General features: G+C 71.2%; 12 protein-coding genes and 1 pseudogene. 8 read left to right on the top strand and 5 right to left on the bottom strand.

The features are described from left to right. Positions 1–40 precede the first annotated feature (40 nt). Together BLW84_RS21930 and BLW84_RS21925 are read right to left on the bottom strand one after the other, a co-directional pair. Complete coding sequence (locus BLW84_RS21930) at positions 41–1219, bottom strand: NAD(P)/FAD-dependent oxidoreductase (protein WP_093268048.1); 1179 nt, start codon at positions 1217–1219, stop codon at positions 41–43. Positions 1220–1239: 20 nt separating this feature from the next. Then, entirely contained in the window at positions 1240–2166 is a 927-nt protein-coding gene (locus BLW84_RS21925) for a zinc-binding dehydrogenase (protein WP_093268046.1), read from the bottom strand. Positions 2167–2255: 89 nt separating this feature from the next. Between BLW84_RS21925 and BLW84_RS21920 the strand changes: the two genes are divergently transcribed. Further along, the gene (locus BLW84_RS21920) at positions 2256–2900 is read left to right on the top strand and encodes a TetR family transcriptional regulator (RefSeq protein WP_093268043.1); all 645 of its coding nucleotides are present in this window, start codon (positions 2256–2258) and stop codon (positions 2898–2900) included. A 101-nt stretch (positions 2901–3001) separates the two neighbouring features. On the opposite strand, the gene BLW84_RS21915 is transcribed toward BLW84_RS21920, so the two are convergent. Next, positions 3002–3856, bottom strand: a complete 855-nt coding sequence (locus tag BLW84_RS21915; RefSeq protein WP_093268040.1) for a helix-turn-helix transcriptional regulator — start codon at positions 3854–3856, stop codon at positions 3002–3004. A 101-nt stretch (positions 3857–3957) separates the two neighbouring features. Here BLW84_RS21915 and BLW84_RS21910 point away from each other — a divergent pair, with 101 nt between their 5' ends. The 4 genes from BLW84_RS21910 (at position 3958) to BLW84_RS47610 (ending at position 7549) form a co-directional block, all read left to right on the top strand. Next, the gene (locus BLW84_RS21910) at positions 3958–4500 is read left to right on the top strand and encodes a YceI family protein (protein ID WP_093268037.1); all 543 of its coding nucleotides are present in this window, start codon (positions 3958–3960) and stop codon (positions 4498–4500) included. A 479-nt stretch (positions 4501–4979) separates the two neighbouring features. Then, positions 4980–5567: a M23 family metallopeptidase gene (locus BLW84_RS21905; RefSeq protein ID WP_245761295.1), complete on the top strand. Its 588-nt coding sequence runs from the start codon at positions 4980–4982 to the stop codon at positions 5565–5567. A gap of 272 nt (positions 5568–5839) precedes the next feature. Then, positions 5840–6652 carry an SLATT domain-containing protein gene (locus tag BLW84_RS21900; protein ID WP_093268031.1) on the top strand — a complete coding sequence of 271 codons (813 nt, stop codon included), beginning with the start codon at positions 5840–5842 and terminating at the stop codon, positions 6650–6652. A gap of 162 nt (positions 6653–6814) precedes the next feature. Beyond that, a complete protein-coding gene (locus BLW84_RS47610) occupies positions 6815–7549 on the top strand; it encodes a hypothetical protein (protein WP_177226624.1) in 735 nt (244 codons plus the stop codon). Positions 7550–7685: 136 nt separating this feature from the next. Here the strand turns inward: BLW84_RS47610 and BLW84_RS21890 are convergent, their stop codons facing one another. After that, positions 7686–10301 (bottom strand): PEP/pyruvate-binding domain-containing protein, encoded by a 2616-nt coding sequence (locus BLW84_RS21890; RefSeq protein WP_093268028.1) that lies wholly within the window; start codon positions 10299–10301, stop codon positions 7686–7688. A 158-nt stretch (positions 10302–10459) separates the two neighbouring features. On the opposite strand from BLW84_RS21890, the gene BLW84_RS21885 reads away from it, so the two are divergent. Both BLW84_RS21885 and BLW84_RS21880 read left to right on the top strand, forming a co-directional pair. After that, entirely contained in the window at positions 10460–10711 is a 252-nt protein-coding gene (locus tag BLW84_RS21885; RefSeq protein ID WP_143061045.1) for a hypothetical protein, read from the top strand. A gap of 173 nt (positions 10712–10884) precedes the next feature. Continuing rightward, positions 10885–12501 carry an MDR family MFS transporter gene (locus BLW84_RS21880; protein ID WP_093268023.1) on the top strand — a complete coding sequence of 539 codons (1617 nt, stop codon included), beginning with the start codon at positions 10885–10887 and terminating at the stop codon, positions 12499–12501. A gap of 206 nt (positions 12502–12707) precedes the next feature. Here BLW84_RS21880 and BLW84_RS21875 read toward each other — a convergent pair whose 3' ends face one another. Beyond that, the gene (locus tag BLW84_RS21875; RefSeq protein WP_010308085.1) at positions 12708–13196 is read right to left on the bottom strand and encodes an inorganic diphosphatase; all 489 of its coding nucleotides are present in this window, start codon (positions 13194–13196) and stop codon (positions 12708–12710) included. A 146-nt stretch (positions 13197–13342) separates the two neighbouring features. Between BLW84_RS21875 and BLW84_RS21870 the strand changes: the two are divergent. After that, positions 13343–14457: pseudogene (locus BLW84_RS21870) on the top strand (hypothetical protein); the annotation flags it as partial.

Here is a 14457-nt window from a genome sequence, read left to right as displayed (position 1 = left end):
TGTGTTTTGTGCTGCCATAGCAGCACAAAACACACACGACTCACAGGCTGGCGTAGATGTCGCGGTACAGCCGCAGCGCTCGGGCTTCGAGGTCCGCCGGGTCCTGGCCGGCGAAGCGGTCCGGGCGGAGGCGGTCCACGTCGGGGAAGCTCGACGGCTTGTCGCACATGAGCTCCACCAGGCCGCGCGCCGCGCCGCCGGCGCTGGTCACCCAGATCGCCACCGCCGACCAGAGCCCGGTGATGTCCGGGAAGGCGCCGAGGAGCGGGAGGTTGTCGGGCGTCATCGAGAACACCCCGTTGAGCCGCTCGGCGATGGGGAAGCGGTTCGCCTCCGGCAGCAGTGCCATCGCGCGTCCGACGGCATCGTCGAACAGCTCGCCGGGCCACGGCTGTTCCGCGGTCCGGCCGAGCCTGTCGAGCGGGACCGGCTGCGGGGCGTGGTCGTAGGTGCCGAGGCCGAAGCGATCGCCGTGGTCGCGCGCGTAGACGTGCTGCTCGGGCCAGCGCACGAACGGCGTCCGCGCCGCGGATTCCGCCCGCTTCGGGCCGTAGACGTAGGGATGCGCGACGGGCGTCAGCGGAATCCGCTGGTCCACCAGCGACGCCACCAGCGAACCCCAGATGCCGGAGGCCAGCACGACGTCGTCCGCCGGGAACGACTCCGTCGCGGTCCGCACCGCCGACACGCGGTTGCCGCGGAGCTCGATGCCGACGACCGCGGCGTCGTCGACGAACCGGGCGCGGCTGCGCTTCCGCAACGCCCCGGTGATGACACCGGCACGCGCGGTGCCGTCCTGGGCGTAGTGCAGGCCGGCGAGGCACTGGGCCGGATCGATCAGATCCGGCGCCAGTGCCGCGGTCCCGGCGGCGTCGAGCAGCCGGTGCGGAAGTCCGGCCCGCACCGCCAGTTCCGCCCGTTCTTCCAGCTTGGCGGCGGTTTCCGGCGTGCTGGCGACCTCTACGCCGCCGACCCGGTCGAAGCCCTGCACGCCGTCGAGTTCGAGGTCGTCGTACAGCTCGGCGCTCGCCCGCGCCAGCTCGGTCAACACCGGTACTTCGTTGAGCAGGCCCACGTAACCGGGCGCGTGCCCGGTCGAACCCCGCAGCCGACCGGACGGGCCCTGGTCGAGCACCGTCACCGACACGTCCTCAGGCAGCTGCGCCGCGATCGACGCCCCGACGATGCCCGCCCCGATAACCACGATCTTCCTTGCCATGCAACGAACTTACGTGGTCCTCAGCCGATTTCGAGGACCGCCTTGCCGTGCAGGGTCCGGCCGAGCAGCGCCTCGATCGCTTCCGGGGCGCGGTCCCAGGCGCCGCGCCAGGACACCTGCGGGTCGAGATCGCCGGTCGCGATGCGCTCGGCCAGCCAGGTCAGGTCCGGCGCCAGGCCGGTGCAGCGGAGCAGGAAGAACGTGGCGATCGTGCGGTCGTGCCGCTCCGGAGCGCCGAAGAGCGCGCCGAACGGGAAGTTCTCGCCCTCGCCGGTGAGGTGCCCGACCGCCACCAGCGTGCCGCCCTCGGCGAGCCGGTCGTGGGCGGCCACCAGCTGCCCGCCGCCGACCAGGTCGACCACACCGTCCACTGTGGCCGATTCGGCCGGGTCGGACACCACCTCGTGCGCGCCGAGCGCGCGCAACCCGTCGCCGTGCGCGGCCGGATTCCCGGTGGACGCGGTGACGTGCGCGCCGCCCATCCGCGCCAGCTGCACGGCGTATCGCCCGGTCCCGCCGGTGGCGCCGGTGACCAGCACTCGCTTGCCGAGGATCGGGCCCATCCGGTGCAGCGCGCGCAACGCGCTCGCGCCGGCTACCGGAACGGTGCTGATCGCGCCGGGGTCGGCGCCCTGCGGGACGGTGCCGATCCGGTGGGTGTCGACGGCTCGGAGTTCGGCCCACGCGCCGTCCGGGGCCAGGGTGACGACCGGCGTGCCTTCGGCCGGGCCGGAGCCGTCGGCCGCCGCGCGCTCGACGACTCCCGCCGCGTCCCAGCCGAGGACGCTGCCGTCCGGGGATTCCTCGATGATGTGCCGCACTTCGCCGTAGTTCAGGGAGGTCGCCGTGACCCGCACCAGCGCCTGGTTCGGCGCGGGAGCGGGGTCCGGGGCCTGGCCGAGGCGGAGGCCGCCGGGTGCCGAGCGGTCGACGAGCAGTGCGCGCATGGTTCCTCGCATGAAAGTGATTCAGTAACTTATGTAACTGAGTACCATAAGTTTCTGAGTCGCACTAGGGCTCGGGTAATCTGTCCGCGATGAGCGCCCCGTCCCGCCCCGTCTCGCTGCGCGAGCGCAAGAAGCTGCGCACCCGGCAGGCGATGATCGACACCGCCCTGGCGAAGTTCACCGAGCAGGGCTTCGACGCCACGACGGTCGACGAGCTGTGCGAGGCGGTCGAGGTCTCCAAGACCACGTTCTTCCGCTACTTCGGCTGCAAGGAAGACGTGGTGCTGGCGCCGACCGAAGACCTCTGGACGGAGTTCCTGGCCGATCTGGAAACCCGCGAGCCGGACGACCGCCCGCTGCTGGAGGTCGCGCAGGACGCGGTGCTCGCGTCCCTGCGGCGGATGCCCGACGACGGCTGGGCGGAGCGGGTGCGGCTCAGCAGGAGCCTGGCCGCCGCGAAGCCGTCGATCGACGCGCACGGCCTGCAGTTCTGCGCCCGGACCACCCGTTCCGCGATGGAGACCCTGCACCGCCGCTTCGGGCTGCCCGATCAGGCCGACGTGCGCGCCCGCCTGGTGATGGACCTGCTGGTCGCCGCGTTCCACCGTGCGCTGGAGATGTGGCTGGCGCGGGAGGATTCGCACACCCGCGACGACCTGGTCGACTGCGCCCGGCGTGCGTTCGCCGCGATCCCGGGCGCCCTAACGCTGTCGCCGAGCGAGTGGCACTCGTGAGTGCCGAGTCCGGTTAGAGGCGGATTCAGCGCTCACGACTCGGGGCGTGCAGTCGTGAGTGCCGAGTCCGGTAAGAGGCGGATTCAGCGCTCGCGAGCGGGTCAGCCGGAGACCGCCCGGAGGGCGCCGGGCTGGCGGCCGTCGAGGCGGTCGAGCGCCGCGGAGGTCGCTTCGTCGCCCGGTAGATAGATGATCATCCGCTGGTCGACGTCCGGCAGTTCCACGATCTCGAAGTCCAGCAGCAGCTCGCCGACCTCGGGGTGCACCCAGCGCTCCGCGCCGGTGCGTTGGAGCACGACGGGAGGCGTCTCGAACCGGCTGGTGAAGGACGCCCCCGCGGCGTCGGTCAGCTCCGCGACGAGGCCCGCGGAGTGCGGGTCGTCGGAGCGGAACCCGTGCTTCAGGAAGTTGGCGCGGCCGTCGGCGATGCGCGCCCACTCGGGATGCGCGGTGCGGGCGCGGTCGTCGGCGAACACGTAGCGCAGCAGGTTCGGCGGATCGGCGTCCAGGACGCCGAGCGGTCCCGCCAGCCGCCGGTAGCCGCCGGTGCACGCGAGCACGTCGCCGACCCGGTTGATCACCAGCGCCGGGCCGGGTTCGAGCCGGTCGAGGATCGCCTGCACGCTCGGGCGCACAGCCTGGCCGGGCGGCTCGGCCACCCGCGGGCACAGCGCGGTCGGCTTGTCGAGGCCGAGGATCAGCCACAGCTGCTCGCGCTCCTCGGCGGACAGCCGCAGGGCGTCGACGATGGCGCCCAGCACCTCGGGGGACGGGTGGCGGTCCCGGCCCTGCTCCAGCCTGGTGAGGTATTCGACGCTGATCCCGGCGATCGTGGCCAGTTCGGCGCGCCGCAGCCCGGGCGTCCGCCGGCGGGGCCCGGTGGGCAGGCCCACCTCGGCTGGCGTGATGGCCTCCCGGCGGGCGCGCAGGAAGGCCCCGAACTCGTTGTCGCGCACGACCGGAACCTACCTGCTTGTGGCGTGCCGGGGGTGGCCCTGGGAGGGACAGTCTCAGCACGGTCTCCCTCCGCGGCGGCGAGCCGGGCAGGCTTTGAGCCATGACGACTGAAACGCCCGCACTGCCCCTGAAGACCGGCCGCTGGGAGCTGGACCCGCTGCACTCCTCGGTCGGCTTCGCGATCCGCCACCTGGGGGTGTCGAAGGTGCGGGGCCGCTTCGCCGAGATCGACGCCGAGCTGGTGGTCGGCGGGACGCTCGACGGCAGCGCGATCAACGCCACAGTCGCCGTCGCGTCCATCGACACCGGCAACGCCGACCGCGACGCGCACGTCCTCGCCCCCGACCTGCTCGACGTCGCGAAGCGCCCGACGCTGGCCTTCCGCTCCACCCGGCTTAGCGGCGCAGGCGAGGACTGGACCCTCGAAGGGGAGCTGACCATCGGCGAGGTGACCCGGCCGATCGCCTTCGACGTCGAGTTCGGCGGCGTGCAGGACCTCCCCGACGGCAGCCGGCACGCCGGCTTCGAGGCCAACGGCGAGATCCGCCGCCGCGACTACGGCATCAACTTCGGCCCCGGCGAGGCGCTGCTCGGCGACGTGGTGAAGATCCAGCTCGACGTCCAGTTCGTCGAGCCGAAGTGACCGGGCGCGAGCCTCCCGGGGAGGCCCGGGAGGCTCGCTGTCGCGCACCCGGCGGCCGGGTCGCTACCCGCACCGCCGCGCGGACCCGTTTCTTAACTAGATCGAGTGACTGCCGGACGGGTGGTGTGCCGACCGGGGAGGTGACGGGGCGGAACGGACGCGCCCGGCACCCTCCGTGGTCGGGTGAAGGGGCTTCGGGTTCGGGCCGCGCGCCGTTCACCGGTACTTGCGACCACTGTGGACGCTCGGTGTCGGTGGCGATTCCTTGTGGTGGATTCGCCGACACCTGTGCGCGGGACACCGCGAATTGCCGTACTTCATGCCATTGAGCCAGTTCCGAAATGCATTGCCAGCGCAGTTCGGCTCCAATCTTGCCCGGAACCGACCGCATGCCGGATTCGAATGACCGGCGACCAGGTGCGGAATTCGGCCCGGCCGCCGCGTGAATGACAGCGGGCGGCGGGAGGAGTGAAAGCGCAATGGCAATGCGAAAAAAGACCGCGGCCGCCGTGTTGACCGGCCTGCTCCTCGGCGGCGCGCTTTGCACCGCAGGAGCCCTCGCCGCCCCGGTTGTGCACGATGCCCACCGGCAGCCTCCGGCGCCCGAGGCCGACCATGTCGCCTACTTCGCCGCGCGATCGGCCGGCGAGCCCGCGCCAGCTGACGAGTCGGCCGATGCGTGGGTGTCGCCGGCGGAAGGCGAGATCAGCAGCGGCTTCGGCGACCGCTGGGGCAGCGTGCACAACGGCGTGGACATCGCCAACGACATCGGCACGCCGATCCGCGCCGCCGCTCGGGGCACCGTCATCGATTCCGGCCCGGCTTCCGGATACGGCATGTGGATCCGAATTGCGCACAGCAGCGACGTCGTTTCGATTTACGGCCACATCGACGAGGATTTCGTCGAGGTCGGGGAACAGGTGCGCGCCGGGCAGCAGATCGCGACCATGGGAGATCGGGGCGAATCCACCGGGCCGCACTTGCACTTCCAGCTCGAGGTGGCCGGGAAACCGGTGGATCCGAAGCAGTTCTACCGCGCCGCGGACGCCGAGCTGACGCACCCGTAGCGCGCGCATTCCGCGACCCCTGGTCGACCGGCGCGCCGGGGCCGCTGTCAAAGCGGCAGGTCTCGGAAATCGCCCACGGCGTTGGGCGTGACAGCACTCGCTGTTATTAATGCGCGTTATCGATCGTGCAGCATCGTGCGAATTCAGCGACGATCACTCGGCACATCCGGGAGTGGACCGTTCGGCCGAATGGATCATCACCCTCCTGGCCGATTGTCGTGGTGCTCCGGGAGCTACTTCGATCGCACTAACGCGCTGGAAGGATCGATGTGATGGAGCGAGTGGATGCGGCCGGGATCGTCGGCGGTGGAGTGCTCGCCGGGGACGACAGGCCGGCGGACTGGGAACGCCGGATCGCTCAGCGGTCCGAGGAGCACTACCGGGCGCGGCTGGTGCAGCGGCTGCTGCTGATCTGGGCGATGCCGGGAACCCTGTTGCTGATCGGCGCGGCTGCGGCCGCGCTGTTGTTATGGATGTCCGCACTGCCGGCCGCGATCGTGTTCGCGCTGGCGCTGGCCTCGCTGGCGGTGTCGGCGAAATTCGTCTACCAGCAGCACTTTAAGGTTCGCGCGGTGGAATCAGAACTACGCACGCTGGAGTACGCGCACCGCGAGCACCTGCTGGACGAACTGGGGCCTGGGGATCTGCTGGGGGCGCACAAGCGCTACCGGGCGCAGCTGCCGGAGCTCATCGAGCGCTACCGGGGCGAGGCCCGGCGGGACCGCTGGAAGGACAACGGCCTGCAGACGGTGATCATCGGCGGCTCGATCGTCGCCGCGACCGCGACGGCGGCATCGATGTCCGCCGTGGAATTCCAGTGGGGCGCGGTGGCGTTGTGCCTGCTGGTGGCGGTGTCGGCGGCGTTCGCCGGGCATGCCAAGTACCGCGACCGGTCGGCCTCGTGCCAGCAGGCCGCCGACGCGCTGGAGCGCGAGTACGAGTCGGTGGAGCTGCGGGTGGGCCGGTACCGGCGGTTCGTCGGCGAGAGCGAGGCTTACGCGGAGTTCGCCGACGCGGTGGAGTCGCTGCGGTCCGAGCGGGCGCGCCGGTTGCCGTCGGCATCGACGGAGGGGATCGGTCAGTAGTCACTTCCGCGTCATTTACACGAAAGTGGAGAAATTTAGCGGGAATTGATCACTGGCCGTTCGCATTTCCCACTTATGTGATCGCTGAATGGTGGTGAGTGATCCTTCCGTAATCTCCGGCCCGGCGCACAGGAATCGGCCTGTGCAGAGAGGAGCATTGCGATGAAGCGCACCCTTACCGCAGCGGCCGCTGTGTTGGTCGGCGGCGCCGGCGCTGTCGGCTTCGCAGCTACCGCGAACGCGGCCGAGACCCCGCAGCTGCCGGCGGAGCTGCCCACGGACAACAACCTCGCGCAGACGGCGTACCACTTCGCGGGCACGCTGCAGTCCGCGCAGCAGACCGTGGGCGACGTCGTTCCGGTCGAGGAGCGCATCGCTGGCCGCAGCGGCGGCGGCGAGGCGCTCGGCGGTCTCACCGGAGCGCTCGGCAGCACCCCGGCCGGCTCGCTGCTCGGCGGCGTGACCGGCGGCAAGAGCCTCGACCCGAGCAGCGCGCTCGGCGCCGTGCCGGTCGGTGACGTCGTCCCGGCGCTGTCGGTCTCGCCCGTGGCCCGCACCGACGGCCCGACCAACGACCTGCTGCCGATCGGCGTGGACTCGGCGCTGCCGGGCACGCCGCAGACCAAGCCCGCGCAGCTGCCGCCCGCGCAGCAGGACGTCGACGTGGTCGGCGAGGCGGTCCACGGCGTGGCGTCCAGCACTCCGCTCGCCGGTACCCAGCTGCCGTTGTCCCGCAGCGGCGACGCGCTCGGCGGCATCACCGGCCCGCAGGGTCCGCTGGGCGGCCTGACCGGCGAACTCCCGGTCGGCAAAACCGACCCGACCACGGCGCTGGACAAGATCAACGACGTGGTCAGCCACGGCCCGCTCGGCGGCGTCAACCAGCTCGGCTCCTGATTGCGCCCGCCACATCGGAAGTCGGCAACCGAAGAACGCGATCGACCGCACCGCTGCACCGGCGGACGCTTCCGCCGACGGCGCCCCCGAAGACGACTCGATGGCCCCCGCCGAGAACCGGCGGGGGCCATCGCCGTCAGGCGAGTTCGACGGTTCCGGCCGAACCGTGCACGGTGATCCGCTGGCCGTCGGCGATGCGGGTGGTGGCCTCGGGAACGCCCACCACCGCGGGGATTCCGTACTCCCGGGCCACCGTCGCGCCGTGCGAGTTCGGCCCGCCCATCTCCATCACCAGGCCGCCCGCGGTCAGGAACAGCGGCGTCCAGCCCGGATCGGTGGACGGCGCGACCAGGATCTCGCCGGGCGCGAGCTGCGCGCGGACCGGATCGTGCACCACGCGCGCCGTCCCGGTCACGGTGCCCGCCGAAGCCGACGTCCCGGCCAGCCGGCCGTCGACCGTCGCCACCGGCAGCGCCGCCTCGGGTTCGGTGCCGTCCGAGAGCAGCACGCGTGGCGGGTTCCGGCGCCGCAGCTCCCTCTCGTGCGTTTCGCGGCGCCGGGCCACCAGATCCCGGTGGTCGGCGCCGGAGATGGCGGTGTCGATCTCCTCGTATTCCAGGAAGAACACGTCGTCCGCGCGTTCCAGGCGGCCGTTCGAGGCGAGTTCCTCGCCCGCAGCCAGCAGGTGGCGGCGGGCGTTCGCGATCGCCAGCACGATGCAGTACTTCGGCAGTTCGCGGAGCCCCGCGAGCTGCCGCACCCGGTCCACCACGAAAGCGGCGACCCGTGCGCGCAGCGGGTTCCGGCGCCGCAGCCGGGACACGATCTCGGCGGCCGTCCGCTCCGCCTCGGCCACGCCGCGCCGGTACTGCTCGTCGGCGTCGTGCCCGCTCTCACCCGTCCGCACGTAGTTCGCGACGAGGCCGAGCACGTGCGTCGGGTCCTCCGCCCAGCGCGGCACGCCGGCGTCGATCTCCGCCACCGTCCGGTGCCCGTTGCGCGCCAGGAAGTCATCGAGTCCACTTTGGACATCGGTGGGCAGCGTTCGGTTCCGGTAGCGCGCGGCGAGCTCGTCGGGGGAGGATTCGCCGAACAGCCGGGCGGTTCCGGGATCCCGGCGGGCGAGCTGCGCGATGCCCCACAGCTCCAGGTCCATCTCGGTGGTGACGTTGTGCGGGATGCCGCGCAGCACGATCTGCACCTCCTCGGCGGTGGCGGCCCGGCCCACCAGCTTCGGCAGCAGCCGGCTGAGGAAGAGGACGGGCAGCAGCCGCGCCGGGATCCGCGCGATGCGCGGGACCGCGACCTCCGCGATGCCCCGCCACGCCGCGGCCAGTCGCTCGCGCGCGGACGACGGCTCGTCGCCGGCGAGGGCCGCCCGGATCTCCGGCACCATGCCGAAGAGCTGCTCGCGGGTGCGCGCGGGATCGCGCAGCGTGCGTGCCAGTTGGATGGGTGCCTTGGTGTGCAACAGGATTCCGCCGATCCGGCGCAGCAGCGGCCACGGGATCTTCGGACTCAGGGGGAGTCGCGGATCGTCGAGCAGCGAATCGAAGACCTTGCCGGTGCGGGCCTCGGCCATCGCGAACACCCGGGGGCCGATGGCGCGGCCGAACCTGCTGCGGGTCATGCCGGTGATGTCGGCGAACAGCCAGCCGTCGGCCTGCCGCCACAGCTTCGGGCGGTGGCCCTCGGCCGGGACGCCGATGTTGCGCATCAGGTTGGTGAGCATCAGCGCCAGCGTCGCCGCGCCCAGCGGCGTGATCGGCCGGTAGACGCCCTGCACCACGTTGATCGACAGGTAGACATGCAGCCCGCCGAGCGGCTCGTCGGGCAGCGGGAACAGCGTGGTGACCGGCCGCGACTGGGTCAGCCAGGTCGTGCCGTCGCCGTCGATGGCCCACTCGATGTCCTGCGGCGCGCCGTAGTGCCGCGCGACCTCCGCGCCCACGGCGGCGAGGGTCCTGGCCTGGTCGTCCGTGATCGACGGCAGATCGGCTTGCTGCGCAACGGATTCCGTGCCGCCGCCGGGCTTCGGCCGGATGCTGGCGGGCTTGTCGCCGAGCCGCTTCGCGGTGACCCGGCCGGACTCCACCACGAAGTGGTCCGGGGTGACCGCGCCGGACACCACCGATTCGCCGAGCCCGGTGTTCGCGTCGATCACGGCCTCGGACCGCCGCCCGGTGACCGGGTTCGCGGTGAACAGCACGCCGGCCGCGGTCGCGTCGACCATGCGCTGCACGACGACGGCCAGCCGCACCGCGCGGTGGTCGATGCCGTTGGCGGTGCGGTAGGCCACGGCCCGGTCCGTCCACAGCGAACCCCAGCAGCGCCGCACCGCGTCCAGCAGCGCGGCCTCGCCGACGACGTTCAGGTAGGTGTCCTGCTGGCCGGCGAAGCTGGCGTGCGGCAGGTCCTCGGCGGTCGCGGAGGAGCGCACCGCCACCGGCGCGTCCGGGCCGAGTTCCGCGTAGGCGGCGGTGATCGCGGCGGCCAGCCCGGCCGGGAGTTCGGCGCCGGCCAGGCGGGAGCGGATCTCGGCGGCCGAGCCGGGCAGCCGGTCCAGCAGGTCTTCGGCCGGTTCCCGGCACACCTCGTCGTAGGCGAGCGTGCTGATGCAGAAGCCGGGTGGCACCCGGAAACCGGCCGCCGAAAGCTCGCCCAGGTTCGCGGCCTTGCCGCCGACGAGCTCGCCGTCCCCGGCACCGATCTCGCCGAGGTCGAGCAGGGTTCTGGTCTCCAAGGTGCTCATCGCGAACCTCTCTCGCCGTTGGGAAGCAAGGTAGCTCGCGGATGACCAAAAAATCAACATGTGTTGAATTTTTCGCTGGGCCATTCGGGGGATCTCGACGGCCGCCGCATCACGAGCCGGGCCGAGCTCAATTCCTCCTCCCGAGGAAGGGAGCGGGGATGTATTGGTGGATGGCGGTAGCGACGATGTCCGGCCTGGTGGTGCTCGCCCCGGCGATCCGCAGGCAGTTGCGCCGGCGGCGCGCGGTGGCGCGGGCGCGGACCGAGCTCGCCTGGTTCTACCAACCGCGCTCGCCGCGCGAGCGGTTCACGCCGGGCAGCGGCAAGCACGCCGCGACGGCTCCGGTCGTCGTGCTCCGCCGGGCCGACGGCACGACGCTGGGGATGGGCCGGTCGTCGCGGCGGCGCTGACGTGGCCCAAGGCACAGGAAACGAAGTTGCTTCGCTTTTGATCCGAGGCCATGCTTGACCGCGCCAACTAGTTGAGTGCTGCAAGCAAATTTCTGGGGATGTTCGTGCGGCAGCGCTCCTGCCGGCCTCGCGCGCCGGCCCATCCCGATGAGCAACCCCTGGAAGGGAAGACCATGTCGGAAACGGCTGTGCCCCCGGCGCAGGCCCCGGCACCCGCACTGACCCACCGCCAGATCCTGACCGTGCTCACCGGTCTGATGCTGGGCATGGGCCTGGGCGCGCTCGACCAGACCATCGTCGGCTCGGCGATCCGGGTCATCGCCGACCAGCTGCACGGGCAGACCGCGCAGGCCTGGGTGACCACGGCTTACCTGATCACGGCCACGATCACCACGCCGCTGTACGGCAAGCTTTCCGACATCTACGGCCGCAAGCCCCTCTACCTGACCGCGATCTCGCTGTTCCTGGTCGGCTCGCTGCTGTGCGGGATGGCGAACTCGATCTACGAGCTCGCCGCGTTCCGCGCCATCCAGGGACTCGGCGGCGGCGGGCTGATGTCGCTGGCGCTGACGATCATCGCCGACATGGTCCCCGCCCGGCAGCGCAGCCGCTACCAGGGCTACTTCATGGCGGTGTTCGGCACCGCCAGCGTGATCGGCCCGGTGATCGGCGGCCTGTTCGCCGGCCTGGACAGCTTCCTCGGCATCGACGGCTGGCGCTGGGTGTTCCTGGTGAACCTGCCGGTCGGGCTGGCGGCGCTGGCCGTCGTCGCCAAGGTCCTCAACGTGGCCACCGAACGGGTCCGGCACCGCATCGACTACCTGGGCGCGATGGCGCTGGTCGTGCTGCTGGTGCCGCTGCTGACCGTCGCCGAGCAGGGCCGCGAGTGGGGCTGGCTGTCGTCGACCTCGCTGACCATGTACGGCATCGGCGCGGTCGGGCTGCTGCTGTTCGTGTTCGCCGAGAACCGGATGGGCGCCGAAGCCCTGCTGCCGCTGCGGATGTTCCGGCAGTCGTCGTTCCGGATGGGCAACCTGCTGAACTTCCTGGTCGGCATCGGCATGTTCGGCGGGCTGAGCTCCGTGCCGCTGTACCTGCAGATCGTCAAGGGCCTGAACCCGACCGAGGCCGGGATGATGCTGCTGCCGATGACCGCCGGGATCATGGTGTCGACCGGCGTCGTCGGCAAGCTGATCTCCAAGACCGGCCGGCTGAAGGTCTCGATCGTCGGCGCCGCCTTCATGGCCACCGCGCTGTTCCTGTTCAGCCTGATCGGCGTGGACACCTCGCTGGTCCAGGTGGGGCTGACGGCGGTTGTCATGGGCGGCGGCCTGGGCATGCTGATGCAGACCCTGACGCTCGTCGTGCAGACCGGCGCCACCCCGCGCGACATGGGCGTGGCGACCGCGTCGGTGAACCTGTTCCGGCAGACCGGCGGCACCGTCGGCGCGGCGGCATTCCTGTCGGTGCTGTTCAGCACGGTCGGCGGGCGGATCGCGGACTCGACGAGCGCGGCGTTCGCCACGCCGGAGTTCACCGCGGCGCTGCGCGACCCGGAGGTGCTGGCGGACCCGGTGAACCGGAGGTTCGTCGAGGCGCTGCAGTCGGGTGGCGCGGCGGGGATCGACATCAACGACACGTCGTTCCTGTACGGCCTGGACCCGCGCCTGTCGCGGCCGATCCTGGAGGGCTTCGCCAGCTCGATGGACACGGTGTTCTTCGTCGGCGGCTGCGTGGTGCTGGTGGCCTTCGCGCTCACCTGGTTCCTGCGCGACATCCGCCTGGACTGACCGGCGACTTATCCACAGGATCAGCACTTATCCACAACTCTGTGGACAAGTACGTGGAACTGCAGGTCAGGGCCTGTGCGCGGGGTGGGGTGCCAGAGCGCTCCACCCCACTCGCGGGCGATCACCTGTGGAGCGTTCCACCCCGAACACGAAGAAGGGCCCTCACCGCATCCAGCGCGGTAAGGGCCCTTCTGCGGGGCGGTGGTTCAGTGCCCCTGTTCTTTGGCTCGCTCGTACGAGCGCTTGATCTCCGCTTCGGCCTCGGTGCGGCCGACCCACGTCGCGCCCTCCACGCTCTTGCCCGGCTCCAGGTCCTTGTACACCTCGAAGAAGTGCTGGATCTCCAGCCTGTAGAACTCGGCGAGGTGGTGGATGTCGCGCAGGTGCTCCTGCCGCGGGTCATCCGAGGGCACGCAGATGACCTTGTCGTCGCCGCCCTTCTCGTCGCGCATCCGGAACATGCCGATGGCGCGCGACTTGATCAGGCAGCCGGGGAACGTGGGCTCCTGCACCAGGACCAGCGCGTCCAACGGGTCGCCGTCCTCACCCAGGGTGTCCTCGACGAACCCGTAGTCCGCCGGGTACTGGGTGGCGGTGAACAGCGTCCGGTCGAGACGGATGCGTCCGGTCTCGTGGTCCACCTCGTACTTGTTCCGGTTCCCCTTGGGGATCTCGATCGTGACGTCGAAGTCCACGCGGTTCCTCACTCGTCTTGCGTCGGATGCGGCCGCCCGCTCTCGCGCGCGACCACGTCTAGTGTGGACCACGGTGGCTCACCGGGCCCCACCGCAGTGTGGGAGCTCGCAATCTGGCAGGCTGGCGATCCGTCGAGGAGGAGCACGTGCCCGAACCCCAGAACACCGGGGGTGAGGTGTCCGAAACCGACGTCCGTGCGTCAACACCGGATAGCGAGAGCCCGACCCGAACCGCTGCGTCGTCCCCGGACGGCACGCCGCCGGACCGGCCAGCCGACGCCGCGGAGCCGTCGACGAGCACCCCGCCCCGGAACGACCCGAACCCGGCGACCTCGCCGGACGCCGCGGATCCCGAGCAATCCGCAGGTGATGAGATCAACAACACATCGGCCGAGCAGTCCGCGACCGCGTCGAAGCGGGTCGCGGGCAGCCTCGAAGAGCCTGACGAGGACGACGCCGCGGCGGAGACCGCGCGGCTGAAGACCGCCGCCGGGAGCGAGGAGAAGCCTCCTCAGGAGGTGGAAACGGCGCGGCTGAAGACCGTCGATCGCGACGAGCCGGACAGCGGTTCGCAGGCGGAGGCTTCGGACGACGAGGCCGCCGCGCAGCAGACCGCGAAGATGAAGACCGTCGCCGCTGATGGGTCTTCGCAGGCCGAAGAGGATGACGCGGTCCAGGAGACCATGCCGATCACCGCGGGCGAGGTCGGCGGGTCGGCGAAAGAGGCTGCGAGCTCGACGAAGCGCGTTGCCGGAAACCTCGGCGAAGAACCCGCGCCGGATGCGGCAGCGCAGACCGACGACGCGGCGGAAGCCGACGAGGATGCGGCCTCCGAGCCCGGATCGAAGCCCGAACCGGCGGCCGAGGAAAGTGCTGCGGGCGAGGAATCCGGTGCTGCCGAGTCCGACGCGCCGCCCGGTGACGAAGCCGAGCCGGTCTTCCCCAGCGCCGACGCCGAAGCAGAAGCCGACGCCAAGCCCGACGAAGCTGCGACTGAAGCCGAACCCGCTGCCGAAGCGGAGCGGCCGGCGGGCCAGGAATCCGCCGCCGGATCGGAGAAGCCGGCAGGCGCGGAAACCGCTGCCGAATCCGGCGATGCGGCGGATGAGGGCGAGGCGGCTGTATCCGCTGATGAGCCCGAAGCCGAGACCGACGCCGAATCCAGCGAGGCCGAATCCGCTCCGGAATCGGGAGCCGAGGGCGAGACCGCCGGTACTGACGCTGCGGTGGAATCGGGAGCCGAGGGCGAGACCGCCGGTAC

Source organism: Saccharopolyspora shandongensis, from assembly GCF_900106995.1.
Taxonomy (GTDB): Bacteria; Actinomycetota; Actinomycetes; order Mycobacteriales; family Pseudonocardiaceae; genus Saccharopolyspora; species Saccharopolyspora shandongensis.
This window is presented reverse-complemented; position numbering and strand designations above follow the sequence as displayed.

Bases quoted from the DNA above. Each gene is read 5' to 3' on its own strand.
- BLW84_RS21930 (WP_093268048.1), bottom strand. From the start codon at position 1,219: ATGGCAAGGAAGATCGTGGTTATCGGGGCGGGCATCGTCGGGGCGTCG.
- BLW84_RS21925 (WP_093268046.1), bottom strand. From the start codon at position 2,166: ATGCGCGCACTGCTCGTCGACCGCTCGGCACCCGGCGGCCTCCGCCTC.
- BLW84_RS21920 (WP_093268043.1), top strand. From the start codon at position 2,256: ATGAGCGCCCCGTCCCGCCCCGTCTCGCTGCGCGAGCGCAAGAAGCTG.
- BLW84_RS21910 (WP_093268037.1), top strand. From the start codon at position 3,958: ATGACGACTGAAACGCCCGCACTGCCCCTGAAGACCGGCCGCTGGGAG.
- BLW84_RS21905 (WP_245761295.1), top strand. From the start codon at position 4,980: ATGGCAATGCGAAAAAAGACCGCGGCCGCCGTGTTGACCGGCCTGCTC.
- BLW84_RS21900 (WP_093268031.1), top strand. From the start codon at position 5,840: ATGGAGCGAGTGGATGCGGCCGGGATCGTCGGCGGTGGAGTGCTCGCC.
- BLW84_RS47610 (WP_177226624.1), top strand. From the start codon at position 6,815: ATGAAGCGCACCCTTACCGCAGCGGCCGCTGTGTTGGTCGGCGGCGCC.
- BLW84_RS21890 (WP_093268028.1), bottom strand. From the start codon at position 10,301: ATGAGCACCTTGGAGACCAGAACCCTGCTCGACCTCGGCGAGATCGGT.
- BLW84_RS21885 (WP_143061045.1), top strand. From the start codon at position 10,460: ATGTATTGGTGGATGGCGGTAGCGACGATGTCCGGCCTGGTGGTGCTC.
- BLW84_RS21880 (WP_093268023.1), top strand. From the start codon at position 10,885: ATGTCGGAAACGGCTGTGCCCCCGGCGCAGGCCCCGGCACCCGCACTG.